The organism is Mesorhizobium sp. M2E.F.Ca.ET.209.01.1.1 (genome assembly GCF_004010375.2).
GTDB lineage: Bacteria > Pseudomonadota > Alphaproteobacteria > Rhizobiales > Rhizobiaceae > Mesorhizobium.
This window is the reverse complement of sequence record NZ_SADP02000006.1, coordinates 283212-308542: the sequence shown is the minus strand read 5'-3', so window position 1 is coordinate 308542 and position 25331 is coordinate 283212. Positions and strand designations below refer to the sequence as shown.

Annotated in this window: 27 protein-coding genes; 15 read left to right on the top strand and 12 right to left on the bottom strand. The window is 61.7% G+C overall.

Annotated elements, in window-relative coordinates; all coding sequences use genetic code 11:
- Window positions 1–5: 5 nt before the first annotated feature.
- From EN852_RS14665 to EN852_RS14650, 4 genes are all read right to left on the bottom strand, one after another.
- Window positions 6–704, bottom strand: a complete 699-nt coding sequence (locus EN852_RS14665; protein ID WP_127875680.1) for an SMC-Scp complex subunit ScpB — start codon at window positions 702–704, stop codon at window positions 6–8.
- 2 nt (window positions 705–706) lie between these two features.
- Entirely contained in the window at window positions 707–1660 is a 954-nt protein-coding gene (locus EN852_RS14660; RefSeq protein ID WP_127875681.1) for a DUF1403 family protein, read from the bottom strand.
- 246 nt (window positions 1661–1906) lie between these two features.
- Complete coding sequence (locus tag EN852_RS14655; RefSeq protein WP_127875682.1) at window positions 1907–2434, bottom strand: GNAT family N-acetyltransferase; 528 nt, start codon at window positions 2432–2434, stop codon at window positions 1907–1909.
- A complete protein-coding gene (locus EN852_RS14650) occupies window positions 2431–2709 on the bottom strand; it encodes a DUF1778 domain-containing protein (RefSeq protein WP_127875846.1) in 279 nt (92 codons plus the stop codon). The genes EN852_RS14655 and EN852_RS14650 overlap by 4 nt, the downstream gene beginning before the upstream one ends.
- A 98-nt stretch (window positions 2710–2807) precedes the next feature.
- On the opposite strand from EN852_RS14650, the gene EN852_RS14645 reads away from it, so the two are divergent.
- A complete protein-coding gene (locus tag EN852_RS14645) occupies window positions 2808–3920 on the top strand; it encodes a site-specific integrase (protein ID WP_127875683.1) in 1113 nt (370 codons plus the stop codon).
- Between the two features lie 18 nt (window positions 3921–3938).
- Here the strand turns inward: EN852_RS14645 and EN852_RS14640 are convergent, their stop codons facing one another.
- The 4 genes from EN852_RS14640 to repA form a co-directional block, all read right to left on the bottom strand.
- Window positions 3939–4346 carry a helix-turn-helix domain-containing protein gene (locus EN852_RS14640; protein WP_246694289.1) on the bottom strand — a complete coding sequence of 136 codons (408 nt, stop codon included), beginning with the start codon at window positions 4344–4346 and terminating at the stop codon, window positions 3939–3941.
- 153 nt (window positions 4347–4499) lie between these two features.
- Window positions 4500–5840 (bottom strand): plasmid replication protein RepC, encoded by a 1341-nt coding sequence (gene repC, locus EN852_RS14635; protein WP_127875684.1) that lies wholly within the window; start codon window positions 5838–5840, stop codon window positions 4500–4502.
- A gap of 160 nt (window positions 5841–6000) precedes the next feature.
- Window positions 6001–6996: a plasmid partitioning protein RepB gene (gene repB, locus EN852_RS14630; protein ID WP_127875685.1), complete on the bottom strand. Its 996-nt coding sequence runs from the start codon at window positions 6994–6996 to the stop codon at window positions 6001–6003.
- Window positions 6997–7067: 71 nt separating this feature from the next.
- Window positions 7068–8255: a plasmid partitioning protein RepA gene (gene repA, locus EN852_RS14625; protein ID WP_127868239.1), complete on the bottom strand. Its 1188-nt coding sequence runs from the start codon at window positions 8253–8255 to the stop codon at window positions 7068–7070.
- A 390-nt stretch (window positions 8256–8645) separates the two neighbouring features.
- Here repA and traI point away from each other — a divergent pair, with 390 nt between their 5' ends.
- The 14 genes from traI (at window position 8646) to EN852_RS14555 (ending at window position 20830) form a co-directional block, all read left to right on the top strand.
- Window positions 8646–9269 (top strand): acyl-homoserine-lactone synthase TraI, encoded by a 624-nt coding sequence (traI, locus tag EN852_RS14620; protein ID WP_127875686.1) that lies wholly within the window; start codon window positions 8646–8648, stop codon window positions 9267–9269.
- Window positions 9270–9279: 10 nt separating this feature from the next.
- Window positions 9280–10251, top strand: coding sequence for a P-type conjugative transfer ATPase TrbB (trbB, locus tag EN852_RS14615; RefSeq protein WP_127875687.1), 972 nt, complete (start codon window positions 9280–9282; stop codon window positions 10249–10251).
- Window positions 10241–10642, top strand: coding sequence for a TrbC/VirB2 family protein (locus EN852_RS14610; protein ID WP_127875688.1), 402 nt, complete (start codon window positions 10241–10243; stop codon window positions 10640–10642). The genes trbB and EN852_RS14610 overlap by 11 nt, the downstream gene beginning before the upstream one ends.
- Entirely contained in the window at window positions 10639–10938 is a 300-nt protein-coding gene (locus tag EN852_RS14605; protein ID WP_127868236.1) for a conjugal transfer protein TrbD, read from the top strand. The genes EN852_RS14610 and EN852_RS14605 overlap by 4 nt, the downstream gene beginning before the upstream one ends.
- A 9-nt stretch (window positions 10939–10947) precedes the next feature.
- A complete protein-coding gene (locus EN852_RS14600; RefSeq protein ID WP_127875689.1) occupies window positions 10948–13416 on the top strand; it encodes a conjugal transfer protein TrbE in 2469 nt (822 codons plus the stop codon).
- The gene (trbJ, locus tag EN852_RS14595) at window positions 13388–14197 is read left to right on the top strand and encodes a P-type conjugative transfer protein TrbJ (protein ID WP_127875690.1); all 810 of its coding nucleotides are present in this window, start codon (window positions 13388–13390) and stop codon (window positions 14195–14197) included. The genes EN852_RS14600 and trbJ overlap by 29 nt, the downstream gene beginning before the upstream one ends.
- On the top strand, window positions 14194–14409 hold the full coding sequence (trbK, locus tag EN852_RS14590; protein WP_127875691.1) for an entry exclusion protein TrbK: 216 nt from the start codon (window positions 14194–14196) through the stop codon (window positions 14407–14409). The genes trbJ and trbK overlap by 4 nt, the downstream gene beginning before the upstream one ends.
- Window positions 14403–15599, top strand: coding sequence for a P-type conjugative transfer protein TrbL (trbL, locus tag EN852_RS14585; protein WP_127875692.1), 1197 nt, complete (start codon window positions 14403–14405; stop codon window positions 15597–15599). Before trbK ends, trbL begins: the two co-directional genes overlap by 7 nt.
- Window positions 15600–15616: 17 nt before the next feature.
- Window positions 15617–16279 carry a conjugal transfer protein TrbF gene (locus tag EN852_RS14580; RefSeq protein ID WP_127875693.1) on the top strand — a complete coding sequence of 221 codons (663 nt, stop codon included), beginning with the start codon at window positions 15617–15619 and terminating at the stop codon, window positions 16277–16279.
- Between the two features lie 16 nt (window positions 16280–16295).
- Window positions 16296–17141, top strand: a complete 846-nt coding sequence (gene trbG, locus EN852_RS14575) for a P-type conjugative transfer protein TrbG (RefSeq protein WP_246694288.1) — start codon at window positions 16296–16298, stop codon at window positions 17139–17141.
- Window positions 17141–17593: a conjugal transfer protein TrbH gene (gene trbH / locus EN852_RS14570; RefSeq protein WP_127875694.1), complete on the top strand. Its 453-nt coding sequence runs from the start codon at window positions 17141–17143 to the stop codon at window positions 17591–17593. Before trbG ends, trbH begins: the two co-directional genes overlap by 1 nt.
- 10 nt (window positions 17594–17603) lie before the next feature.
- Window positions 17604–18920 (top strand): IncP-type conjugal transfer protein TrbI, encoded by a 1317-nt coding sequence (trbI, locus tag EN852_RS14565; protein WP_127875695.1) that lies wholly within the window; start codon window positions 17604–17606, stop codon window positions 18918–18920.
- 134 nt (window positions 18921–19054) lie between these two features.
- Window positions 19055–19651, top strand: coding sequence for a cold-shock protein (locus tag EN852_RS43180; RefSeq protein WP_127875696.1), 597 nt, complete (start codon window positions 19055–19057; stop codon window positions 19649–19651).
- Window positions 19652–19921: 270 nt separating this feature from the next.
- Complete coding sequence (locus tag EN852_RS14555; RefSeq protein ID WP_127875849.1) at window positions 19922–20830, top strand: nucleotidyltransferase and HEPN domain-containing protein; 909 nt, start codon at window positions 19922–19924, stop codon at window positions 20828–20830.
- Between the two features lie 16 nt (window positions 20831–20846).
- Here EN852_RS14555 and EN852_RS14550 read toward each other — a convergent pair whose 3' ends face one another.
- The 4 genes from EN852_RS14550 to EN852_RS14535 are packed head-to-tail and all read right to left on the bottom strand — an operon-like array spanning window position 20847 to window position 25306.
- A complete protein-coding gene (locus EN852_RS14550; protein ID WP_189545946.1) occupies window positions 20847–22421 on the bottom strand; it encodes a M81 family metallopeptidase in 1575 nt (524 codons plus the stop codon).
- Window positions 22422–22468: 47 nt separating this feature from the next.
- On the bottom strand, window positions 22469–23266 hold the full coding sequence (locus tag EN852_RS14545; RefSeq protein ID WP_246694295.1) for an ABC transporter permease: 798 nt from the start codon (window positions 23264–23266) through the stop codon (window positions 22469–22471).
- Between the two features lie 46 nt (window positions 23267–23312).
- Window positions 23313–24200: an ABC transporter permease gene (locus EN852_RS14540; RefSeq protein ID WP_127868226.1), complete on the bottom strand. Its 888-nt coding sequence runs from the start codon at window positions 24198–24200 to the stop codon at window positions 23313–23315.
- A gap of 2 nt (window positions 24201–24202) precedes the next feature.
- The gene (locus EN852_RS14535) at window positions 24203–25306 is read right to left on the bottom strand and encodes an ABC transporter ATP-binding protein (RefSeq protein ID WP_127868225.1); all 1104 of its coding nucleotides are present in this window, start codon (window positions 25304–25306) and stop codon (window positions 24203–24205) included.
- Window positions 25307–25331 lie beyond the last annotated feature (25 nt).

The window sequence follows — 25331 nt, the reverse complement described above, 5'->3', positions numbered from 1 at the left end:
ATCTTTTATTCGTCGAGCGCGACGCTGCCGCCATCATCGCCGATATTTGCAAACCCTGGGATGATGTCACCAGCGAGCAGCCTTTCCTTCGACAGCAGCCCGGCGTCCTCGAGCGCCTCGAAATCCGGCAGCTGCCGCAGCGTGTCGAGCCCGAACTGCGACAGGAAATTTTTGGTCGTCACATAGGTGTAAGGCGCGCCCGGCTGCGGGCTGCGCGGCCCCGAGGCGATGAGCTCCTGCGCGCGCAGCACGCCGATCAGATCGCGCGACACCTCCTTGCCGAAAAAGCTCGACAGCTCGCCACGCGTGATCGGCTGGAAATAGGCGATGCACATCAGGACAAGCGCCTCCGACTGGGACAGCTCTTTTGTTCCCTGCCCCGCGGCCGTCCCGAAGGCGGCGTGGATGACGTCGCCAAAGACCTTCTTGGTCCGGTGCTGCCAACCGCCGGCGACCGACACCAGTTCGTAGGGGCGGCCGGCGAGCTCGGCGCGGATGTCGTCGACGACCAGGTCGAGATTGCAATTTTTTCCCACCACTCGCGCCAGCACGTCGCGCGGCACTGGTTCGCTGGCGGCAAAGATCACCGCTTCGACGCGACCCATCCATTCACGCCAGCGCAATTCGGGCGGCAGGTGATCGAGCTCGGTGTCGAGCAGCGCCGGCTGATCGTTCGGATTACGGCGGGCGGATGCTTGGCTCATCGCTACAGCCCAAACAGCCGGAAGCTGGTACGGCCCGACAGCTCGCGCACCGCCTCGAGCTGCTGCAAGCGTTCGAACAGACGTCGCGCCGCAAAGCGCGACAGGTTCTTCGTCACCAGCGATCCGGCGACAGCATCTTCATTGAGCAGCAAAAAAATCACGTCGCCGGCGCCTCTCGCGCGCAGCTTTGGCGCCACCGACAGGAGTTTTTCGGCGCGGCGCGACAGCTCGCTGGCCAGCCGGCAGGCCTCGACCGCTCCCTGAACCAGCGCAACGCAGACCGCCCGCTCAAAACCTTTCTCGCCGGGTCGGATCCGCCTGCCGCCGGCCTGTGCGCGGAAGGGCGGCCCAAAGGCTTGTGCCATCAGCAGCGGCAGCGGCCGCGGCCAGCGCAGGCTTTGCGCCAGCACCAGGTCGGCGAGCCACCACGCGAACAGCTCAGCGTCGGGTCGCGTTGCAACGACGTGGGCGGCGATCGCCGCGGCGACGAATGGCGCCGGCCGCTGCGACCCCGCCAGTTCCTCGATCTGCGTGCAGAGGTCCGCGAGAGCCTCATTGTCCCAGGCGAGCCCGAGCAGCTCGGCCACTTTTGCCAGCCGATCGGCGCTGACCGCCGGCGGCTGCAGCACCAACTGGCGCCAGGCGCCAAAAATGGCGCCGGCCGGACCGGGATCGGCGCCCGCCGGGCAAAGCTGCCAGGCGTCGCGCAAGCCGGCTGCGTCCTCGGCACGGCCGGCGAGCCGCATGCTGGCGGCGGCGCAGTTAAGCGCCAGCCGCTGGCGCCAGGCGCCGGCCCAGGCAGGCTGCGCGCGGCCAAGCGTGTCGAGCGAAGCCAGGGCGGCGCCGGCCTGGAAGGCGGCGTCACAGCCGCTCGGCGCGCCGGCGTTTGCGAGCGCCCAGGCCGGGACGGTCGGCGGCACGGACGGATTGGCGGTGGCGGGATCGAGGCGAATCATCTGTTCGGAGGGTAAAGCGGTCGTGCGCTTTGTGCCACGATTTTCGCGTCAAAACGCACAGCTTGTCGGAGCAACAAGACGAATGATAATGTTGCCTTATCGTTCGTTTTCGTCTTTATAGAAGAAATGGCCGTTTTCAGCGAGCAGAAGCTCAAAAATCGCCTCGGACGACCCTCCGGATCGTCCCACAGCACGGGGGTGGAAGATGATGTCTCTGCCGCCTGGGCGTCGGCCGACGGCGCGCCCTCAGATGTGCCCGCTGGTTTTCAAGGTTTCGGCAAAGGTCGCCAGAGGGACGACAAGCGTCATTGGACGGTCGGTCAGCGGCTCGGCGCCGTAGCTCGCATACCAATTCGCGGCGCGCTCGCTCTTGGCGTCGATGATCATCAGCAGACCCCCGACTTCCTCAGTAACGCGGATGCAGCGCAACGCGGCTGCGAGGAGAAGTTGACCACCAAGCCCCCTGCCCGCCATCGATCTGTCGACAGCGAGCCGCGCCAGCAGAAAGCCCGGCACTTCGTGTCGCGCCAGACCCTTCGTCATCGCGGCAGGAACTGCATGATGTTCAACCGAAGCCGGAGCAAGGCTGTAGAATCCCAGGATCTTTTCCGGTGCATCATCCGGAACCGCACAGAACGTCTTTACCGCGTTCTGTTCGTGCCCTTGGCGCGCGAACCGCTGCAGAAAGGCATTCATATCGGTATCGCCGCAGTCAAAGGCTTTCCGGTCGTGCGACCGGGCGATCGCCTCCTCATGCCAAGGTGGCAGGCTCACAGGCTCTTTGGAAGTGCTGCCGCAGCAGCACGCAACTTCGCGTTCGGCCTCGGAGGGTTGTCCAGAAGCTCAAGGATGCGGCCAAAATCCCGCTCCGACACCTTTATGGCGTCAGCCTCGGCGATCACGGTTTCGGCTTCGCGCAGCGCGGACTGGGTGACGAAGCTGGTGAGATCGGTATGGCGAAGCGCTGCAGCGCGCAACAGGCGCGCCTTCACCTCCGGCTTCACCCGGATGTTCATCCGATCAGTATCATCAAGGGCTGTCCGCGCCATGGCTGCGATTCCCGGATTGTTTGGACCGCATAGATACAATTTCCCGATCACCATTGCAACCATGTGCGCATTGAATGCGTACGCTATAGAGAGGCAGCATGAGCCCTGACGAGGACGACCTTCCCGACATCATCGATATGGTCATGGAGATGGGCCGTGCTGCGGATGAACCGCCGCTCGTTGCCCCCTCCCCTCCCCTTCCGGCAGCAGCCAGCCCGCACCTGCCGGCACATCTCGAGGCGCTCGCCGATCGCGCCCGCGATTATGTCGAGGCGGCGAGCTCGGCCAATACCCGCCGCGCCTACGCTTCGGACTGGAAGCAGTTTGCCAGTTGGTGCCGGCGCCAAGGTATCGAGATGTTTCCACCAGATCCGCAGGTGGTCGGCCTCTACATCACGGCTCAAGCTTCGGGAAAGGCGACCGCGGGCAAGAAGTCGAACTCCGTGTCGACGATCGAGCGTCGGCTTTCCTCGCTGACGTGGAACTATGCACAACGCGGCCAGCCGCTGGACAGGAAGGACCGCCATATCGCCACGGTCATGGCCGGCATTCGGAACAAGCACGCCGCCCCACCCCGGCAAAAGGAGGCAGTACTGCCCGAGGACCTGATCGCGATGCTGGAAACGCTTGACCGCGGAACGTTACGCGGCCTGCGCGACCGCGCAATGCTCCTCATCGGCTTTGCCGGCGGCCTGCGCCGCTCCGAGGTCGTCGGCCTGGATTGCGGCCGCGACCAAACCGAAGACGGCCGCGGCTGGACCGAGATCCTGGAGGAAGGCCTGCTGATGACCCTGCGTGGCAAGACGGGCTGGCGGGAGGTCGAGATCGGCCGTGGGTCGTCCGATCTAACCTGCCCCGTGGTGGCGCTGGAGACCTGGCTCAAGCTCGCGCGCATCGCACACGGACCGCTATTCCGCCGCGTGACCGGTCAAGGCAAGGCGGTCGGGTCCGAGCGGCTTAACGACCAGGAGGTCGCCCGGCTCGTCAAGCGGACCGCGCTGGCGGCCGGTGTGCGCGGCGACCTGCCCGAGGGCGAACGCGGCATGATGTTTGCCGGCCATTCGCTCCGGGCCGGCTTGGCCTCCTCGGCCGAGGTCGACGAACGCTATGTCCAGAAACAGCTCGGCCACGCGAGCGCGGAAATGACCCGCAAATACCAGCGGAGGCGCGATCGTTTCCGGGTCAATCTCACCAAGGCGTCGGGATTATAGAAAAGCCCCCTCCCCTGCTCAATGCGATGCACCGGCAGGTTCTTTGGCCGTCTCCCTCTCGGACAACAGGGCTCGCAACACGGCCTCAGGCTCTTTCTCCATGATGCGAAGCAAGGTGCGCGCGGCGCCGCTCGGCTGCCTTTTCCCCTGCTCCCATTTCTTGTAGCCGGACGGGCTGGTCCCCAGCACGGTTGCCATCTCGTCCTGGGTCAGGTCGAGCCTCATGCGGATCGCTTTTGCATCCACGCCGCCAACTTCCACACTGTGCACCTTGATGCCGCGAACGTCCTTGCCTTGCGCATGAGCCAAAGCTTCCGACATCGCCTGGACCAGATCGGCGCCTAATTTCGTCATTTCACTCATCCCCTCATTGAACAGCTCAGCTGCCTGCTTGATGAACAGTGGTGTCTCGGCAACTGTCTGCATGCAGTCCATATAACCCAATGGGTTACCAAATTGAGCGGGAGAGGGCGAAAGTCAATGACAGACGGGCAGCCAACGTATCGATCGCGCGCCGATCCGATCTCATTGCCAGCACAGCCACGCTGGCCGATACAGGGCGAAATGATCGGGACATGGCTACCAGCCCTTTTTCTTCATGCTGTCGCGCAGTGCATCGCTGATATCCAGCGAGCTGCCCACGGCATTCACCCCGCTCCCTTGGCCTATCGGAGGTTCCTCCGCCCCTTTCCCGGCAGCAGCCTTCTCAAGCGCCCCGACCCTGGCATTGAGCAACGCGGTGATCATGGGCCACACCGAGAATTTCTGCGCCCGCGCCTTCTCTGTGAGATCCCGCAGATAGCCGCCGCAACTACGAATATGTTCGGCCCGTTGCAGAATCGCAGCCAGGGTAATCGACGCATTTTGGGAGCCCATGACCTCTACCGCCTCCTGCCAGGCGCCTGGGCTGACCCCGATCGTTGGCCGCGCCCTGTCGGCGGCCGCTGCAAAGTCTCGCCAGGTCCGGATTTGCGTCCCCTTCGTGTAGTTGGCGATGTCAGGGCAGGCGCTCAGCACCATTCCCAAGGGCACATCCCGTTGTGGCAGGCTGCGCACGTTGTCGTTATGCTCGGCGTCGCGGCCGGCTTCAATCTTATTTCCTGAGCTATTTTCAGATTCACCGGTAGGATTATGATTTGGGTTTGAAGTTTGTATGTGGCGTCCAGAACGGGACTCATTGGCGTCCAGATTCTGCGATTCTACGAACAATTCCAATGTCTGATGCACGTCGGCCCAGAGGTCTTCGAGTTCCCCTGCTATGGTCTCCAGAACCTGCCGCGGCGCCGTGCGCGGGAGCCCCCCTATGATCGCTTCGTAGCGACGCTGAAAGCTGCTCCAGTTGCCGGGAACGCTCTCGTTGATGCCAACGTCAATCAGCTTGACCACGTCGCGCCGACAGATGGTCAGCCTCTCCTTGACCAGGCGGAACGCCTTGCGCTCGATCGCAACTGCCTCCGCGAGTTCCCTAAACTCTTCGGCGCGCGTCAAGATCGGCGACAGATCGAAGCCGTAAGCCTGCTCGATTGCACCGCTCTGCCCCTTCCTGGCGAAACGCTTGCCGTTCGGGCTGTCGCGGCGGATGATCAGGCCGCAATCCACCAGGACGGCGATATGACGCCGCAGCGTGGTTGCCGGCATGCCGTTGGCGCGACGGATGAGCTGCTCATTCGACGGAAAGACGACCAGGTTCTCGTCTCCAGCCAGTTCCTCGCCGCGATGGAACGTCAGCAAGGCGTTGAGGACGGCCAGAGCGCGATCCGTTGCCCCAAGCGCTTCCTTAGCCTCGCGTATGTCGCGGAAAACCTGCCACTTCGAGACCTTAGCGTCTTGATCTACAATCTTCGCCGAAACCTGGCTTGAAATCAGGCCAAGCGTCATCGGCCGCCGCCCAAAGGGCGTCGTTGCAATATGCGTCCCCATCTTCCTTCACCTATCGCTAGGCAAAAGAATTAGGCCCGCCGAAAACGGCGTTTGCCCCTCACGGGACTCTTGACTGTGATTCCGGGAAATGCGATTCTCTAGGTGTTCAATCTTGAGAAGGGCTTCCGGAACTCGTTTCGGGGGCCTTTTTCCTTTGCGGTTACGGTTCCTCTCTCGGTTGCGTCGAATCCCGCCGAAACGCCTCGTAGAGACGATCAAGGTTCTCCGACAAATAGTCGCCAAACGCACGCGCTTCGGAGCTCTTGGCCTTGATCGCCAAAGTGAAGCGTTTCGCGTCTGTGGTTATGTCAGCCGAAAGGGATCCCCCCTTCGGCGCCCAGCTTCGCTTTTGCGGGCCGGACTGGGTGCGCTTTCGAGAAGAGGCTGTTTTCAGCCGCCGCACGAGAAGATCGAAGCGAGCATCGCTCGGAAGGGCCGAAAAGCCATCCTCATTGACCACCTCTGAAGCAATATCGTGGTTCGATGGCTTGTCCATGAGCAGCTTGAGCTCATACCAGCGATCGCGACCAATACCCTTGGCCTCGCCAATCGCCGCGAGAATGTCTGCGGGGAGGGCTGCCACCGACAGCATCTTCGACAGGGTCGTGCGGTCGATCGAAAGCGCCTTGAGGATGGTTGCATTGTCCTCGTCGTAGCGGAGCCGAGCCAGATCCGCGGCAAAGAGCGCGCGTTCGACGAAAGGCACGTTAGCGCGAGCCGAGTTCTCTTGCCCGAGCGTGAGGACGTGTTCACGATCCTCCATCTGCTTGATGACGGCTCGCACCTTTCGACCAAGCGCCTTGGCGACCTGAACGCGCCGGTGTCCAAAAACAACCATGTAGCGCCCGGTTGCCTTTGGATGCGGTCTGACCAGGATAGGGGAATTCTGGCCGTTCTCTCGAATTGCCTCGAGGAGCTCGCTGAACTCCTGTTCATTGTCGGCACGCCTGTCGCGGACGAAGGAGACATCGACCACGTCAGGCTCGAGCTCGACAATGGTCTCTCCCGAGGCGAGCTTGTCCGCGCGCGACGCCATTTCGTCCAGCGTGCTTAGAATCGATCGAGACGCGCCCCTCGCCGCATATTCGACGACCGAACGCTCGACGGGTCTCTCGTCGCCTTCCAGAATGTTAGCGAAGGGGTTTTTACGAGCCATCGCGCGGTCTCAAAGATCTCTTATGCTGTTGAAAACACCGTAATTTTTGACCGTTTTGACGGCAGTCAACATCACAGCCGGCCCCAAGCCTTATGAACCAGACCTTGGATTTCGAAATTTACTGCATCCAGCGCTTCAATCGCACGGTCGTAGGTGTCGCGATTGAAGTTCGCACGCTCGACTTCGTACAGCGTTTGCTTGGTCAAGCCGGCGTCGGAAATTGCTGTCGACTTGACCATGGGACTCTTCAGGATCTCCTCGGCCAGGATGGATTGCATGAACCCCAGCATCTGCGTCTGGGGGACATCAGTCGGCTCAAAGCGAGTGATCAAGTAGCGGAGCCAGTCGATCTTTACTGGCGCACCTTTCTCACGGATGGAGGCGACGAAATTGCCCAGCATGAGCAGGAATTGGCTCATCGACATCAGGTCCAGCATCTGCGGATGCACCGTAACGAGGACCGATGTGGACGCGGTGAGCGCCGTCAAAGTCAGGAAGCCGAGCTGCGGCGGGCAGTCGATGACAACGACATCGAACCGGTCATCCACTTCTTCTAGTGACCGCCCAAGCCGGCTGTAGAACCTCTTGCCTTCGTTCGAACTCTGCATGGAGAGGGGCGTGTCGAACTCGTACTCCTGCAATTCAAGATTGGCTGGAATGATGTCGAGCAGGGGAAAGTTTGTGGGCAGAATCACGTCCGCTATGGATCGGCGCTTCTCATCATATCGGATTGCATCGTAGAGCGACGGATTGCCGTCGAGTTCTGGTTGGAACCCGTGCAATGCCGACAGGGACGCTTGCGGATCGAGGTCGATCGCCAAAACCCGGTGCCCGGTAAGTGCGAGATGCTGCGCGAGATGCGCAGCTGTCGTGGTCTTTCCAGAGCCGCCTTTGAAGTTCACAACTGCGATGACTTGAAGCTTCTCGCCAGGCTTCCGGGAAGGGACATACTTCTTGGCGTCAGAGCGACCGTTCTTGTCGAGATAGTGCCGCAGCTCGATCATCTGCTCGGCGGTATAGAAGCGCCGTCCGCCAGCCGCTATAAGTGGCTCAGGGCCTTTCCCTTCGAGGTGGAGACGCTTGAGATTGTTCGGGCTGATTCCGAGGTAATGTGCGACCTCCGACATGGGGAAGCGGCGCAGCGTCTTCTTCGCGTTTGGCGGAAACTTCTCCAGTCGCAGCTGGTCGAGTTTACGGGAAATCTCGGCGCCTTGCGCCAGGATCTTTTCGTCAAATTCGAAAGGTGGAAGCGCACTCATTCGGACCGGCTCCGGGAAGAAAATAGCGCCAGAATGCGGTGATCCGGCCAATTTGGCGCCAGTATGTCCGATTCCCCCCTCCTGGCAAGGAGAATAGAGTTAACAAGTAGTTAACGCCACTCCCAAGAACTCCCGATCCGGCAGACTCAGGATTCCGATTTCTCCTTTTGTTTCCGGTATTTAGCCAAGCCGTGGCATTCTCAAAGCCTTCGCAAGCACCCCCGTTAATTCTCGGGGGTAGACCACCTGGAAGTTGGAGGCCTCCGCCAATTCGAGACGCGCCAACCCCTCTGCAGACCCGACTCAGGGCCCGTAGAATTCTACAGCTCCAGCAGAGTGGCCATCTGTGATTGATGAGCCCCCATGGCAATCAGTGAGGGACTTCGGCGAATGCTGGCACGCGCAATACGCAATGGCTCGGGGAAGAGAGACCGGGAACTCATCGATGCCTATTGTCGACTGCGAGCGGCTATATTTGCGGACCGCCTGGGGTGGAACGTGCATGTCCGCAGCGGCCGGGAAACAGACGACTTCGACCTGCTTAATCCGACTTACATCGTGGTGACGTCGGACGACGGCGCCATCATAGGGGGTGCGCGCCTGCTGCCTGCCCTTGGGGCCACAATGCTGGAGGGGACGTTTCCGCAATTGCTCGCGCTCGGCCGCATCAATGCCCATGCCAGCATGATCGAGAGCTCGCGTTTCTGTGTCGACACTACATTCAGCGAGGGCAGGGGAGGGCCGCTGCATCAGGCAACGCTCACCATGTTCGCGGCCATCATCGAATGGTCGATGCTGAACGGATATACGGAGATCGCCACCGCAACAGATCTCAGGTTCGAACGGATCCTCAATCGGGCCGGTTGGCCGATGAAGCGGCTCGGAAAGCCCTGCCGTATCGGCAACACGGCCGCCATCGCCGGGATACTTCCGGCTGACAGGGCCAGTTTCGTGCGGGTTTGTCCGACAGGCTACAGGTCGGCGTTTCCGGCTGCGCGACGGCAGGCAGCTTGAGAGGCCATCGGTGACCTATCTTCGATCGCACTCGCGGCTTGTCCGCAAGCTTCAGGACGCCTTGGGCGACCATCTATGCCTGGCGCTCGATGACACCACGGTTGTCGAGATCATGCTGAATCCGGACGGGAGACTGTTCATCGAGCGGCTCGGCCACGGCGTCGCCCCCGCCGGGGAGATGACGCCGGCGGCCGCGGAGATCGTTATTGGAAGTGTAGCACACGCTCTCCAGTCCGAAGCCGACGAGGAGCAACCAATCATCTCCGGCGAGCTGCCCATCGGCGGGCATCGCTTCGAGGGGCTGTTGCCGCCAGTCGTGTCGGCGCCGGCCTTCACAATTCGCCGGCGTGCCTCTCGGCTCATCCCGCTCGACGACTATGTCACGAAGCGGGTCATGACCGAAAAGCAGGCGTCTGTGCTTCGCAACGCAATCGCGTCTCGCTTGAACATCGTCATCTCCGGCGGCACGGGCTCCGGAAAGACGACGCTCGCCAATGCGGTCATCGCCGAGATTGTCCAGCATTCGCCCGACGACCGGGTCGTCATCCTCGAGGATACAACGGAGATCCGGTGCGCGGCCGAGAACGCCGTCTGCCTGCATACAAGCGACACCGTCGATATGGCGCGCCTCCTGAAGAGCACGATGCGGCTTCGCCCTGACCGGATCATCGTAGGCGAGGTCCGCGATGGCGCAGCACTCACACTCCTGAAAGCCTGGAACACCGGCCATCCCGGCGGAGTCACGACCGTTCATTCCAATACGGCAATGTCAGCGCTCAGGCGCCTTGAGCAACTGACCTCGGAGGCGAGCCAGCAGTCGATGCGAGAGGTCATCGGTGAAGCAGTCGATCTCATCGTCTCGATCGAAAGGACCGGAAGAGGGCGGCGCGTCCTTGATATCATCCACGTCGAGGGATTCGACGGCTCGCATTATCAGACCGAACATTACGCCCAGCCTGACGAGGACAGCCATGCAGCGTGACCGCCGGACTCTTGTGGCCTGCGGACTGCTGGTCCTGACCTCGCTTGCGCTCGCGAGTCCGGCGCTGGCCTCATCGGGTGGCGGCGGGTTGCCGTGGGAAGCGCCGCTTCAGCAGATCCAGCAATCGATCACCGGGCCGGTGGCCGGCTTCATCGCGCTCGCCGCCGTCGCAATCGCCGGCGGCATGCTCATCTTCGGCGGCGAACTCAACGATTTCGCGAGACGGCTTTGCTACATTGCCCTTGTCGGCGGTGTCCTACTTGGCGCCACCCAGATCGTGGGCCTCTTCGGCGCGACTGGCGCGACGATCGGCGAGGAACGGCCAGGAGCTGAAACCGTCGACCGCGGCACAATCGTCGAGCCTTCAAGCGATCGGGGAGGGGACTCGTGAGTGATTCCGACTCCAGCCTGGTGCGCTCCCGTATTCATCGCGCGCTCTCTCGCCCGAACCTGCTGATGGGCGCCGATCGCGAGCTGGTGTTGCTTACAGGCCTCGCGGCCGTGATCCTGATCTTTGTGGTGCTCACCTGGTATGCAGCGCTCTTCGGCGTCGCCATCTGGCTCGTGGCGGTGGCAGCACTTCGCATGATGGCACAGTCCGATCCACTGATGCGCCGGGTCTATCTTCGCCACATCTCCTTCAGACCTTACTACCGCGCGACCTCGACGCCATGGCGGCGGTACTGAGGTCCGCTCATGGTCGCATTGAAGCAATTCAGGGTCTCGGGCCCCGCCTTTGCCGATCTCGTTCCCTATGCGGGCTTGGTCGACAATGGAGTGATGCTGCTCAAGGACGGCTCGCTCATGGCCGGCTGGTATTTCGCTGGGCCGGACAGCGAGAGCTCGACGGATGCCGAGCGCAACGAAGTCAGCCGGCAGATAAATGCGATCCTCTCGAAGCTGGGCTCGGGGTGGATGATCCAGGTCGAGGCCGTCCGCGTGCCGACGACCGACTATCCTTCTGAAGAAGCCTGCCACTTCCCTGATCCGGTGACGCGCGCCATCGATGCTGAGCGACGAGCTCATTTCGAGCGGGAGAGGGGGCATTTCGAGAGCCGGCATGCCTTGATCCTGACCTGGCGGCCGCCTGAACCGCGCCGCTCCGGCCTGACGCGCTATGTCTACTCCGACAGCGCGAGCCGCTCCGCGACCTACGCCGACACCATTCTCGACAAGTTCCGCACCTCCACCCGCGAGGTCGAACAGTATCTTGCGAATGTCGTCTCGATACGTCGGATGGTGACCCGGGAGACCGAGGAGCGCGGCGGCCATCGCATGGCGCGCTACGACGAGCTGTTCCAGTTCATCCGCTTCTGCATCACCGGGGAGAACCATCCGGTCCGATTGCCGGATATTCCGATGTATCTCGACTGGCTGGTAACGGCCGAGCTCCAGCACGGCCTGACGCCAAAGGTGGAGAACCGCTTTCTCGGTGTCGTCGCGATCGACGGCCTGCCAGCCGAAAGCTGGCCCGGTATCCTGAATGCGCTGGATCTGATGCCGATCACCTATCGCTGGTCGAGCCGTTTCGTCTTTCTCGACGAGCAGGAAGCGCGTGCCAAGCTGGAGCGCACACGAAAGAAGTGGCAACAGAAGGTTCGCCCATTCTTTGACCAGCTTTTCCAGACGCAGAGCCGATCGCTCGACCAGGACGCAATGTCGATGGTGGCCGAGACCGAGGACGCTATTGCCGAGGCCGCTTCGCAGCTCGTCGCCTATGGATACTACACTCCGGTCATCGTGCTCTTCGACGACGGAAATGAGCGGCTTCAGGAGAAATGCGAGGCGATCCGGCGCCTCATCCAGGCCGAAGGTTTTGGGGCGCGGATCGAGACCCTGAATGCGACCGATGCCTTCCTAGGCAGCCTGCCGGGGGTCTCCTACGCCAACATACGCGAGCCCCTGATCAACACCCGCAACCTTGCCGACCTGGTGCCGCTGAACTCTGTTTGGTCGGGAAGCCCGGTGGCGCCATGCCCGTTCTATCCGCCGGGTTCGCCGCCGCTCTGCCAAGTCGCCACCGGCTCGACGCCATTCCGGTTGAACCTGCATGTCGACGACGTCGGCCACACACTTGTCTTCGGTCCGACCGGCTCGGGCAAGTCGACGCTGCTTTCACTGATCGCGGCCCAATTCCGGCGCTACCCAGACGCGCAGGTCTTCGCCTTCGACAAAGGCCGCTCGATGCTGCCGCTGACCTTGGCCATCGGTGGGGATCACTACGAGATCGGTGGCGACGCGTCCGGAGAGGGGGAGGGGAGATCGCCCGGTCTCGCCTTCTGTCCGCTCGCGGAGCTGTCGACGGATGGCGATCGCGCTTGGACGTCGGAGTGGATCGAGACGCTGGTGGCGCTGCAAGGCGTGACCGTGACCCCGGATCATCGCAACGCGATCTCACGGCAGATCAACCTCATGGCGGAATCGCGCGGCCGCTCGCTGTCGGATTTCGTGAGCGGCGTGCAGATGCGCGGGATCAAGGACGCGTTGCATCACTACACCGTCGACGGGCCGATGGGGCAGCTTCTCGACGCGGAGAAGGACGGTCTCGTACTTGGCGCGTTCCAGTGCTTCGAGATCGAGGAGCTGATGAACATGGGCGAGCGCAATCTCGTCCCCGTACTGACATATCTTTTCCGCAGGGTCGAGAAGCGCCTGACCGGCAATCCAAGCCTCATCATCCTCGACGAAGCCTGGCTTATGCTGGGCCATCCGACCTTCCGCGACAAGATCCGCGAATGGCTGAAGGTTCTACGCAAGGCAAACTGCGCCGTCGTGCTCGCCACGCAATCGATATCCGACGCCGAACGCTCTGGCATCATCGATGTCCTGAAGGAGAGCTGCCCCACGAAAATCTGCCTGCCGAATGGCGCAGCGCGCGAGCCCGGCACGCGGGAGTTCTACGAGCGTATTGGCTTCAATGAGCGCCAGATCGAGATCGTCGCGACTGCGCTGCCCAAGCGCGAATACTACGTCGCGTCGCCGGACGGCCGTCGGCTGTTCGACATGGCCCTCGGTCCGGTCACACTCTCCTTCGTCGGGGCATCGGGCAAGGAAGACCTCAAGCGCATTCGCGCCCTGCATCTCGAACATGGGGCCGACTGGCCCCGTCACTGGCTCCAGCAGAGGGGGATAACCCATGCCGACTCGCTTTTCCCGGCGGCTTGAGGCGGCGCGTGTCGCCGTCATCGCCGTGTCAGTGCTGTCCTTCGCCGCTCCTCATTTGGCTCTCGCCGGCGGCGTAACCGGACAGGCAACCGAATGGACGCAGCTCGCCAACAACGCCGAACTGGTCAAGCTCCTCGAGAGCTCAGGCGTCCAGGTCGAAAACCAGGTCAAGCAGATCGCTCAACTCGCCGAGCAGATCCAAAACCAGCTGAACATCTATCAAAACATGCTCCAGAACACGGCGCAGTTGCCCAGTCACATTTGGGGTCAGGTCGAAAACGACCTCAACCGCCTGCAGGGCATCGTTGCGCAGGGGAACGGCGTCGCCTTCTCAATGGGCAATATCGACGACGTGCTGAAGCAGCGCTTCCAGAGCTTCGCCGACATGAAAACCAACCTGCCAAACGGAGAGGCCTTCTCATCCACCTATCAAAGCTGGTCCGACACCAATCGCGACACGATCGGCGGCACGCTGAAGGCAGCGAACCTGACGGCCGAGCAGTTTTCGAGCGAGGAATCGACCATGGCTTCCCTTCGCTCAATGTCCGAGAGCGCCGACGGCCAGATGAAGGCGTTGCAGGTCGGGCATCAGATCGCGGCGCAGGAAGTCGCGCAGCTCCAGAAACTGCGCGGTCTCGTCTCGCAACAGATGACCATGATGGGCACCTGGTACCAGTCCGAGCAGGCGCAAAAGGACCTCGCCCAGGCCCGCCGCGAAAAGTTCTTCAACGCACCGGCGAACGACATTCGCGGCGGCCAGACGATGGAGCCCCGCTGGTGAGCCTCAAAGTCGCCGTCTTGATTGCGACACTTATCGCTCTCGTCGGAGGAGGGATTACCGTCTGGGTCATTGTCCAGCCGGGCACCTCACCCGCCGGCCCTCTTGCCGCTCCCGCTTCCGACGCAGAGCGCGCCAAGCGCCGCGAGAAGTTCTTTGGCGGCGATAGGGATCGCGACATCCGCAGCGGACAGGAGATGAAGCCGAGATGGTGAGTCTCAAACGCGCTTGTGCGCTCGAAACGACCTTCGTTGTCGTTGCGATCCTGCTGATCGCGAGCTCGCCGGCGTTCGCCCAGCAGGGCCAGGTCCTGACCACGCTGGAGAACCAGGTCGTCACGGCCACTAAGGGCTGGGAATCGACGATCATGGATGCCGCGCGCTCCCTGTTCTGGATCCTCGCCGGCATCGAGATCGGGATAGCGGCGGTGTGGCTAGCGATCAATGCCGCCTCGCTCGACGCTTGGTTCGCTGAACTGGTGCGCCGTATCATGTTCATCGGCTTGTTCGCCTTCATCCTCGATCGAGGTCCGTCATTGGCCAAAGCGATCGTGGACAGCCTCTTTCAGATCGGCGCCGACGGCGGTTCGGCGTCGCCCGCCAATATCTTCGACGCCGGCATCCATGTCGCCTCGAAAATGTCCGAACAGGCGAAATTCGGGCTCTGGGAGGACAACGCGCTGGCAATCGCCGCGGTCTTCGCCATGGTGGTGATCGTCGTCGCTTTCAGCCTCGTTGCCGCGATCTTCGTTGCGGTCATGGTGGAGATGTATATCGGACTACTCGCCGGCATGATCATGCTCGGCCTCGGAGGATCCTTCTACACCAAGGATTTCGCCGTTCGGTACCTCGTCTATGCGTTCTCGGTCGGCATGAAGCTGATGGCGCTTGTCATGATCGCCAAGATCGGCTCCGATATTCTTCTCGGACTGGCCGAAGCGCCGACGGCCGAATCCGACCAGTTCATCACCACGCTCGCCATCGCCGGCACCTCCGTGGTGGTGTTCGTCATCGCTATGTATGTGCCGCCGATCATTCAGGGCGTTGTCCAGGGCGCATCGGTCTCGGGTGGCATGGAAGCGATCCGCCACGGCGGGCAGACAGCGACCTTCGCCGCCGGCGGTGCCTTTCTTGGCGCAAGCGCTGCGAGGACCGGCGCGCAGGCGGCAAGTGCGGCGAGGGCAGGGGGCTCGTCTATGGCGGGTGCCGCGCTCCGTGGCATGGCGTCAGGTATCGGAAATGCCGGATGGGCGGCAGGATCCGCAGCCAAGGAAAAGGCAATCGCTTCCCCCGGCGCCTATGCCGGCTCGCTGCTCGGCCTCGCCAACGCCAAGCTCGACCACTCGCGCAGCCCCGCCATATCGGCGAAGCTTCCGACGCCTCCGCCCCTCAACGAGAACAAGTAATCGAGAACTGGTGAAGCATGGCCGGACGCACCCCGCCCGAGAATCCCTATCTTGCTGCGCGCAACGAGTGGAACGAGCGTTACGGCTCCTACGTGAAGGCCGCCTCGGCCTGGCGCATCGTCGGCATCACAGGCATGGCAATGGCCGTCGTCGGTTTCACCTACTCGATCTACCAAAGCACGCAGGTCAAGCTGGTCCCTTATATTGTCGAGGTCGACAAGCTCGGCACCGCCGTCAACGCGGGCTTTCCGCAACAGATCGAATATGCGGACCCGCGGGTTGTGCGGGCCACGCTCGGCGGCTTCGTCTCAAACTTCCGGTCGGTGACGCCGGATGCGGTCGTGCAAAAGCAGTACATCGACCGCACCTATGCGCTGCTGCGCACCTCCGACCCGGCTACGGAGAAAGTCAACGCCTGGTTCCGCTCGAACTCCCCGTTCGAAAAGGCCAAGAACGCCACGATCGCGGTTGAGGTAAACAACGTCGTCGCGCTCTCGAACCAGAGCTATCAGATCGATTGGACCGAGTTCGAGCGCGACCGCCGCGGCCGAGAGACGGCCGTGCGTCGGTTTCGCGCCATCGCCACCGTCACGCTGACGCCACCTCAGGACGAAGGCGTGATCCGCCTCAATCCGATCGGACTTTATCTCAGCGATTTCGACTGGACCGCGCAGCTTTGAAAGGCCCCTCCTGGCTATGATCTCCCCGACCGTCAAATACAGAGCCGTGCCCATCTCGGTGTTCGTGTCCGTGTTCACCGCCGCATCCTCCATCCCGACCGCTTCTTTTGCCGATGGCGTCTCGGCCAATGAGGCGAAGGGCATCGGGATCTCGAGCCAGTGGCGTGGCAGCCGCGGGCTCGTGACCAAGGGCGCCGACGGAAAGGTCATCTTCCTCTACGGCGAGGTCCAGCCATCCGTGGTCTGCTCGCCGCTCCAGGTTTGCGACATCGAGCTTCAGCAGGGCGAGGTCGTGCGTGACGTCCTCGTCGGCGACACCGTTCGCTGGAAGGTTGAGCCGGCGACGTCGGGCGCTGCCGGCGGCCAGTCCATCCATCTGGTCGTCAAGCCTTCAGAGCCGGACCTGGTGACGTCGATGATCGTCACGACCTCGAGGCGGACCTATCACTTCCAGCTCAAATCGCACCAGACCCAGTACATGGCGCGCGTCGGCTTCGAATATCCGGAGGATGTTACGGAAAAACTCGCCGACATCAATGCGCGCATCGAGGCAAGCACGATGCCCGGTGCCGGTGTGCCGGCCGAACAGCTCAATTTCTCTTATTCTATCTCGGGCAACGCCGGCTGGCGGCCGACCCGCGTCTATTCGGACGGGCAAAAGACCTACATCCAGTTCCCGCGCTCACTCTCCGGACAGGACGCGCCAGTTCTCTTCGTGATCTCGGGCGGGCAGAACAGGATCGTCAACTACAGAATGAAGGGCGACTTGATGGTGGTCGACTATCATGTCGACCGCGCGGTTCTCGTCTCCGGCGTCGGCTGGCGTCAGGAAAAGGTGACGATCCGGCGGGGAGGGCGGTGATGGCAGCTTCCCCCTTCCGCGCCCTCGTCGCTGCCGCAGTCCTCGCCTCCTTACTTTCCGGATGTCAATCAGTCGGAACCGACGGTCTTGGCGCAAGCGATGCTCCGGCCGAGATTTCTGGACCGGCTGCAAGCGCGATCGCCGGCGACATGGTGAGTCGGCTGGCCGAACACGTGGGGCCGGGGAAGGCGACGGTCGTGCTCAAACAGGACAATTCGCCCTTCGGAGAGGCGCTTCAATCTGCCCTGCGCGGCTGGGGCTACGCTGTCGTCACGGATCAGAAGACCGAAAAGGAAACAAGGACTGTCCCGCTCACCTATCAGATCGTGCCCTATGACGGCCAGGTTCTCGCGCGCCTGTCGACGGATCAAGTTGAACTCGGTCGTGCGTACGTCACGTCTCCTGGCAGCGCGCAGCCCTCCAGCGCGCTCTCGGTCATGAAGCGAAGCTAGGAGGTACAGTATGGTCCAATCCCTCAAGCTGGGCGGCACCCCGGAGGCGGAGCAGGGCTCCGGTTTGAGGCGACTCAACCGGCTGCCGGTCATCGTCGTCATCCTGCTCGTAGTCGCCTTCCTCGCCGTCATTCTCTACGGGCTGACCTCGCGCGGGCTGTACTTTCGGAAGGATCCCGGCATCGGCGAAACATCCGGCAATCCGGCATCCACCTTCGCCGACCAGATCAAGCGCGGAGTCTCGGACGGGATCATCGGGGAGCCGCAGCAAATCACTTACCAACCCACGCCTGTCGAGAACAAGCCGACCCGGACGGAACCCGACATCATGCCGCCGCAGCCGTCGCATCAGGAGGAGCCTGGCAGGGCGCAAGAACTGGAACCCGAAGAAATCTGGCGAGCCCGCCTGGATCGAGAGCAGAAAGAGCAGTATCTACGCGAACGTCACCGCCAGCGGATGGGCCGATTGCAGGCCAATGACGCAGCCTATGACGCGCCGATCGCCATCGATCAGGGCAAGCTGGGACGGGAAAGCGAGCCCGGCTCGCGGGTCACTCAAGGCGCCGGTCCGGGCTCTTCCAATGCATCAGCGATCGGGTTGACGTCTGATCTCTATGCGGCGGCCTTGCGCGCCGGGCTTGGCGACGCCAACGTCGATCCCAATGGCCAGCGTAGCAAGGAGGATTTTTTCAACACGGATCTGAAGGAGCTCGGGTACCTTCCAAGCCGTGTGGTTCCGCAGCAATCTCCCTATGAGCTGAAGCGGGGGTCTGTTATCCCAGCGACGCTCATTACCGGCATCAACTCGGATCTGCCTGGCCGCATCACCGCACAGGTCTCCCAGAACGTCTACGATAGTGCCACGGGTCACCATCTCCTTATACCGCAGGGGACAAAGCTCCTCGGCCGCTATGACAGCAAGGTATCATTCGGGCAGAGCCGCGTTCTCGTGGTCTGGACCGACATCATCTTCCCGAATGGAGCGACGCTCCAGATCGGCGGAATGGCGGGAACCGACGCCCAAGGCTATGGCGGGTTTCGTGACAAGGTCGATCGCAAGTGGCTCCAGACCTTCGGATCGGCAATCCTGATCGCGGTGATCGGGACCGGCATCGACATGGCCGTTCCGGAGAGTTCGACGCTCGCGGCGCAGGACACGGCATCCGACGCGGCGCGGCGGAATTTTGCGGAAACGTTCGGCCGTGTCGCCGACCGGACGATCCAGCGGAACATGGACGTGCCGCCGACACTGGAAATCAGACCGGGCTACAAGTTCAACGTTCTCGTCGACCAGGACATCGTATTTCCGCGGTTGCACTCCAGATAGTTTCGAATTGGGACGGTTACGCATGATTGCCGATTTTGTAGAAATGCGGGAATTGCAGTTTGACTCAAGCGCTATGTCCTAGACAGTGATACTGACGGCCGGCTCGGCGTACGCAGCGGATCAATCGAAAGACCATGAGCAAATATAGAGACCATCGCGATCAAGGGCGGCGTCGAGATTATGGCGAAGACAGTCGATCTTCCGATCGAACGTCGGAACCCAGCTATTTTCAGCGTCGGCCCGTGGTAGCTGCTGATCCTACGACCGCTGAGGTAGTCTGGTTCAACGCCAACAAGGGCTTCGGCTTCGTGAAGCTCGCTGACGGTGCTGAGGCCTACCTGCACATACGAGTTCTGGAGGCCGCGGGGAGCGGAGGCGTCTCCGATGGGACTCGCCTGAAAGTTATGATCGAAGAAACTCCAAGAGGACGGCAGGTGGCGCAGGTGCTGGAGGTTGGCGAGGCCGTCTCCAAGCCTTCTGTCCATAGCGGGCGCGCCGGAGCGCCCTCCGGAAGCGGTTCGGGGACGACAAGCGAGGGAATGGTGAAGTGGTACAATCCAGATAAGGGTTTTGGCTTCATCGCGCCCTCTGATGGCGGTAGGGACATTTTTGTTCATGCGACCGCGCTGGCCCGCTCGGGGCTCGGCGGACTTGCGGAAGGGCAAAAGGTTCTCTTTGAAAGCGGGCAGGGCAAGAAGGGTCTTGAGGTTCAGACCATTCGCCTCCCCTAGATTATACTGTGGTTCTTGGTCCCCGAAGTTTTCCTTCGCTTACCGGCCGAGCGACCGAGGCAGCATAGTTTCCGAGTAGCCTTGCTGTCCGAACGTGGGAAATTCTTGCTATTGCAATGGGAAAAATTGCGAGACAAAACCAAGCAGGCATTGTCGCGACGCGAAGCTCGGCACCGCATCCGTTGGCGCCTTCCGTTGACTGCCTAGCGATGGCAGAATCCATGCAGCCGACCTTGTGACGTTTGATCCGGATTGCAACGCCTACCGATGATGAAGACCAGCATCGATCATCTGCCGGAGAAAAAGCAGCGCGAGCTTACCCGGATCATGGAACTCATCCATGAAGAATTCGACGACGCCATCGCGGACGGTACCACCGAATTCAAGAAGAAGGGCCGGATCCTCAAGATGGTCCTGTTCGGCTCCTACGCGCGCGGTGATTGGGTGGACGAGCCGCACACGATGAAGGGGTACCGGTCGGACTACGACCTGCTGATCATCGTCAACAATCGCAAGCTCGCTGATTTCGCCTATTGGTACAAAGCAAAGGACCGCCTTCTCCGCGATCGAGGTCTAGAGACGCCGACAAACTTCATCGTGCATTCGCGACGTGAGGTGAATACGGCGCTGCGCGAAGGGCAGTACTTCTTCACCGACATCCGTCGCGAGGGGATCGTACTTTACGAGCTGGATGACGAGCCGTTGGCAGAGCCCAAGGCGATCACCCCCCGGGATGCATATCAGACTGCGAAAGAGCACTTGAATCAGCGCCATCCGGGAGCAAACGGATTTCTCGACACCTTCCGCTATGTGCTGAGTCAAGGACGGCTGAAAGAAGCCGCCTTTCATCTACACCAAGCCATTGAACACAGTTACGCAACCTTGCTGCTCGTTCTGACCAACTATAGTCCGCCCTCGCACAAGCTGGCCTTTCTCAGGGCGCTTGCAGAGGAGCAAGACCGCAGGCTGGCCGAAGTCTGGCCGCGCGACCAGCAGCGTTACCGCGCATGGTTCAATACGTTGAACGAGGCCTATGTCAAAGCACGGTACTCGAAGCATTACGACATCAGCGAAGAGGCGCTTGCTTGGCTCGGTGAGCGCACCGCAGAATTGCAGAGGGTGGTCGAAGAAATCTGCAGTGCCCACCTGGCGCGGCTGAAGGAAGCCGCGCGCGGCTGACGCCCTGGGTCGATTGTCAATCAGCCGGCGTCTTCGCAGATTTGGCATACACTTCAGCCCTGACTTCAGGCATTTGGATTGCCTGCTCAGGCCAGAAACGCGCTCTCCTCCACTGCAGTAGACCTGGCGTGTAGTAGCCAATCCCCGGCGTCGCAACGCCGAGCGGCGTGCCGATCCCAGCGAAATTCAGCTTGTAGTGATATCCGGATTTGACGACGACAAAATCCTGGCTCGCGACATCGATACCTTGGCTCGCAAAAGCCGCAGGGTCGTGGGTGAAGCCCGGCTTGCTCGTCAGCATGACGCTCAACCGGTTGTCGACCACCAGCACCGCTGTGCGGCCGAGCGACGTTTTTTCGCCCGCACCGAACGGTCCACCGATTACAAAACGACCGTCACCGATTGACGTTACCACGCCGGACACCGTGAGAGGCGTGAAACCCGGTGTCAGGCGTCCGCCAATGGCAAGCGTAACCTGGGCGCCGATGCCAGCCTTCTCGGCGGCTTCAACGCTCTTCGGATCTGTTACTGGAATAGCACCGCGGATACGGTCGGCGCGCGCGAGCGCGCGTTCGATGATTGCGGTGCTGTCGCCGGGCGCTCCTGCCAGAACCCTGTCCCCCATGTCGGCGAGGATGTACGGGCGCCGATTGGGCTCGCGAGTAATGAGCTCGAAGGCCTGATCGATCGTCAGAAGCTCATCCTGGAAGCGCTCGCGCCATGCCCAGAATAGCTGCGCAAGCTCCGTTGCGGCTGTTTGCGTCAGCTGGCTCGGCCCATTCGACAGCACGACCACTGCCTGTCCCATGCCCCGGTCATCAGCGTAGGGATAGACATTGAACAGGGAGACGTCCCAGATTTCCGGATGCGCCGCGGCGAGCACCCGCGCACGGGCATGAAGTTCGGCAAGAGGGCCGCTACCGGTCTCGGCGGCTCCGGGCAAAATCATGGGCACCTTGGCCATGGTGAGGACCGGGTCGAGCGTTCCGTCCAGCACTGCCGCCAGGCATTCAACTACCCGCTCGCCGCATAAAATCACGTCGGAATGCGGGTTCTCCTTGCATGCGATGCAGATATCGACCGAACGAAGCATGGCCGGCGTAACATGGGCATGCAGGTCGAGACCGATGCCAATCGGGACATCCGGTCCAACAGCCTCGCGCAAGCGTACAAGAAGATCGCCGTCCGCATCCGGGAGCTCAGTCGTGGCCATGGCACCGTGCAATTCGAGCGCGATGGCGTCGTATCGCTCATGGCGAGCCAGGGCGATCAGCGCGTCCCGCATCTGAACATAAAAATCATGGTCAACTAGGCCGCCAGGGGGAGCAACGGCCGAGACGGCCGGCACCACCTGATAGCCAAAAGCGGTCGCCCGATTGACCATGCCACCAAGGGTCGTCCCGGACTGTCGCGCGTTAGCGAGCAACTCCTCACCCCGCTTGATTTCGAACGCTTCGCCAGAGGTGATCTGCGGGCTGAAACTGTGCGATTCATGAAACAGGCGCCCAACGAGGATGCGTCTGCGGGACGACGGCTTTTCGTCAAGCCGGCGCCGAGGTTCGGCTCCGCCTGATGGCACTGCTCCATGCACAAGATTTCTCCCTTTGTTGGCGCGTGGCGCTAGCCAGGACCCAAGCTTCATTCCCGCCGGCCATGGTCGCTCCGCCGCCGCGCAATCTCGATCGTGCTCATGAGCATCAGCGAGACCAGCGTCAGGACAGTCGAAACGGCGGCGATCACCGGCGTAAGATTGAAATCAATGTCCTCGAACATCTTGCGCGTGATCGTCTTGCCCTCGATGCCGGAGATGAAGAAGGCGACTGTCGCCTCATCGAACGAGGCCAAGAACGCGAAGACCGCGCCGGCGGCAACGCCGGGCCGGATGTTCGGCAGCACGATGTGAAAAAACGCCTGCAGGCGCGTGGCGCCGCAATTGAGTGCCGCAAGCTCGAGGTTCGGATCAAAGCGCTGCAGAGCGGCACTTACTGTGATCACCACGTAGGGCACCGCCAGCATCGAGTGGGCAATGACGAACCCGTAGAAGTTGCCCACCAGGCCGAGGGGGGCAAAGAAAAGATAGAGCGAGACGGCGATGACGATATGGGGGACGATAAGCGGAGCCAGCGTCAGCGCCTGGAGGTACTCTTTGGCAGGCAGTCGGCCTCGGATCAATGCAACAGCGGCAAGCGTGCCGATGACCGTGGCCGTGAACGTCGTCGCAACAGCGATACGAAAGCTGAACCAGGTCGCGGCCATCCAATCCGGGTCGCTGAAATACGCCTCGTACCACTTGAATGTGAGCCCCCGGGGCGGGAACTCAATGTAGGGTGAGGTGCCGACAGACATCGGGATGACGATGAGCGTCGGCAGCAGAAGGAAAAACAGGATCAACCCGATCGGCACCGCGGCAAGAAGTGCCGCCGTATTTCTGGCGATATGGCCTTTTTCTCGAACGGCTCGTTCAGCAAGAACCAGGTCAGCGTTAGCCAAGTTTGAACCCCTTGTTAAGCGCGAGCGCGCGCCGGAAAACAATGACGAGCAAAAGCGTGGCGGCGAGCAGAACCGCGGCAAGCGCTCCTGCGAATGGCCAGTCAAGGAGTTCCGTCGTCTGCTGACCGATCAGGGTCGACATCATGAGAGTGCCTGGTCCGCCGACGAGCGCCGGCGTGATGTAGAACCCAAGCGACAGAATGAAGGTGATGAGCACCCCTGCCGTCACGCCGGGAAGGCTGAGCGGCAACGTGACGCGAAAGAAAGCCTGGAGGCTGCCGGCGCCAAGATTGCGCGCCGCTCTCACAAAGTCATCGGGAATGTTGCGGACAACCGAATAGATCGGCAAAATCATGAAGGGTAGCAGGACCTGCGTCATCGCCGCGATCACGGCGCCCTGTGTATAGAGGAGCCGCAACGGCGTCCCTGTCAGCCCTGTCTCGATCAGCGCGTTGTTGACAACACCGTTTCGCTGGAGGAGCACTATCCAGGCGTAGGAGCGAACGAGGACGCTCGTCCACAAGGGGATGAGCACGCAGGCGGCAATCAGCATTGCTGTGCGCCCAGAGACGCGGGCCATCGCCATAGCCACCGGGTAGCCAAGCAGCAAGGCGAGAGCGGTAACGACGAAGGCGATCTCGAACGTGCGGCACAGAACAAGCAAGAATAGCGGCTCCTGCAGGATGCGCGCGTAGTTCGCAAACGTCGCTTCCGGTACGAAGACACTGCCCCAAAAGAGCTTTCCGACCGGGTAGAGGAAGCCCCCAACGAGAAGCAGGACAAGCGGGGTTACGAGAAGCAGCGACAGACCCGGCCCATATTCCTGCGCCGAAGTTGGGCGGCCCCCAAAAGGACTCCCCGCCAAGGGTTTGGCGCGCATCGTCACGGCCTCCGCTCCGGAAAGACCTGCACTGCCTGGCTTGGTATGGTCAGGCCGACGCGATCGCCTTCTTGCGGGTGCGCAATGCCATGATCCGTACTGGCCTGAACATGGACGAGCTCGCCTCCGGCAAGGCGTACCAGGAACGTCCGGAACGAGCCGACAAAGATCACGGCTTCAACGACGCCGTTGAGAGGCGGGCTATCGCTATCTTCTGGGCGCAAGATTCGTATCTGCTCCGGTCGCACGGCCACACGCATTTTGTCGCCAGGCCGGGGCGGCGAGGGCAGATTGGGTGGGCATTCTTTCAGGTGAATGAAGCCGCTTTGGCCAAGGCCGAATTCGAGACCGGTTCCGTTGCAGCTTTGACAGACAGCTTCCAGGAAGTTCGTCTTACCGACGAAATCGGCGACAAATGGCGTGGCGGGATTGTCATAGAGCTCGGTCGGTGAACCGATCTGCTCCAGCGAGCCGTTGCGCATGACCGCGATCCGGTCTGACATGGTGAGCGCCTCCTCCTGGTCGTGAGTCACATAAATGACGGTCACGCCCAACCGCTGCTGCAGGCGCTTTATCTCGATTTGCATCTGCTCACGCAGCTTCTTGTCGAGCGCGCCAAGTGGCTCGTCCATAAGGAGGACGGGCGGCTCGAACACCAAAGCGCGCGCCACCGCCACGCGCTGTTGTTGCCCGCCCGACAGCTCGGCCGGCAGACGTTTGCCAAAGTCTTGGAGTTGCACCAGCGCGAGGGCGTCGGTGACCCGACGCGCAATCTCGGCTTTCACAACTTTGCGCATACGCAGCGGAAAGGCGACGTTGTCCGCAACCGTCATGTGGGGAAACAGCGCGTATCGCTGAAACACCATACCGATATTGCGCCGGTTCGGCGCAACATAGGTCACGTCGCGATCGCCAATCCGGATCGCGCCTTCGCTTGGCATCTCGAAGCCGGCAATCATCATAAGGAGCGTCGTCTTGCCGGACCCTGACGGTCCCAGAAGCGAGAGGAACTCGCCGGAACGAACCTCGATGCCCACCTCCTTCACGGCGCGAACCGCGCCGTAACGCTTGCCTAGCCCCCGAACCGAAACGCTTGCTCCATCCACTGCTCGGCTACCTCCAAAAAAGTCG

Coding starts and splice junctions, on each gene's coding strand:
- EN852_RS14665 (WP_127875680.1), bottom strand. CDS start 704: ATGAGCCAAGCATCCGCCCGCCGTAATCCGAACGATCAGCCGGCGCTG.
- EN852_RS14660 (WP_127875681.1), bottom strand. CDS start 1,660: ATGATTCGCCTCGATCCCGCCACCGCCAATCCGTCCGTGCCGCCGACC.
- EN852_RS14650 (WP_127875846.1), bottom strand. CDS start 2,709: ATGGCGCGGACAGCCCTTGATGATACTGATCGGATGAACATCCGGGTG.
- EN852_RS14645 (WP_127875683.1), top strand. CDS start 2,808: ATGAGCCCTGACGAGGACGACCTTCCCGACATCATCGATATGGTCATG.
- EN852_RS14640 (WP_246694289.1), bottom strand. CDS start 4,346: ATGCAGACAGTTGCCGAGACACCACTGTTCATCAAGCAGGCAGCTGAG.
- repC (WP_127875684.1), bottom strand. CDS start 5,840: ATGGGGACGCATATTGCAACGACGCCCTTTGGGCGGCGGCCGATGACG.
- repB (WP_127875685.1), bottom strand. CDS start 6,996: ATGGCTCGTAAAAACCCCTTCGCTAACATTCTGGAAGGCGACGAGAGA.
- repA (WP_127868239.1), bottom strand. CDS start 8,255: ATGAGTGCGCTTCCACCTTTCGAATTTGACGAAAAGATCCTGGCGCAA.
- traI (WP_127875686.1), top strand. CDS start 8,646: ATGCTGGCACGCGCAATACGCAATGGCTCGGGGAAGAGAGACCGGGAA.
- EN852_RS14610 (WP_127875688.1), top strand. CDS start 10,241: ATGCAGCGTGACCGCCGGACTCTTGTGGCCTGCGGACTGCTGGTCCTG.
- EN852_RS14600 (WP_127875689.1), top strand. CDS start 10,948: ATGGTCGCATTGAAGCAATTCAGGGTCTCGGGCCCCGCCTTTGCCGAT.
- trbJ (WP_127875690.1), top strand. CDS start 13,388: ATGCCGACTCGCTTTTCCCGGCGGCTTGAGGCGGCGCGTGTCGCCGTC.
- trbL (WP_127875692.1), top strand. CDS start 14,403: ATGGTGAGTCTCAAACGCGCTTGTGCGCTCGAAACGACCTTCGTTGTC.
- EN852_RS14580 (WP_127875693.1), top strand. CDS start 15,617: ATGGCCGGACGCACCCCGCCCGAGAATCCCTATCTTGCTGCGCGCAAC.
- trbG (WP_246694288.1), top strand. CDS start 16,296: ATGATCTCCCCGACCGTCAAATACAGAGCCGTGCCCATCTCGGTGTTC.
- trbH (WP_127875694.1), top strand. CDS start 17,141: ATGGCAGCTTCCCCCTTCCGCGCCCTCGTCGCTGCCGCAGTCCTCGCC.
- trbI (WP_127875695.1), top strand. CDS start 17,604: ATGGTCCAATCCCTCAAGCTGGGCGGCACCCCGGAGGCGGAGCAGGGC.
- EN852_RS43180 (WP_127875696.1), top strand. CDS start 19,055: ATGAGCAAATATAGAGACCATCGCGATCAAGGGCGGCGTCGAGATTAT.
- EN852_RS14555 (WP_127875849.1), top strand. CDS start 19,922: ATGAAGACCAGCATCGATCATCTGCCGGAGAAAAAGCAGCGCGAGCTT.
- EN852_RS14540 (WP_127868226.1), bottom strand. CDS start 24,200: ATGCGCGCCAAACCCTTGGCGGGGAGTCCTTTTGGGGGCCGCCCAACT.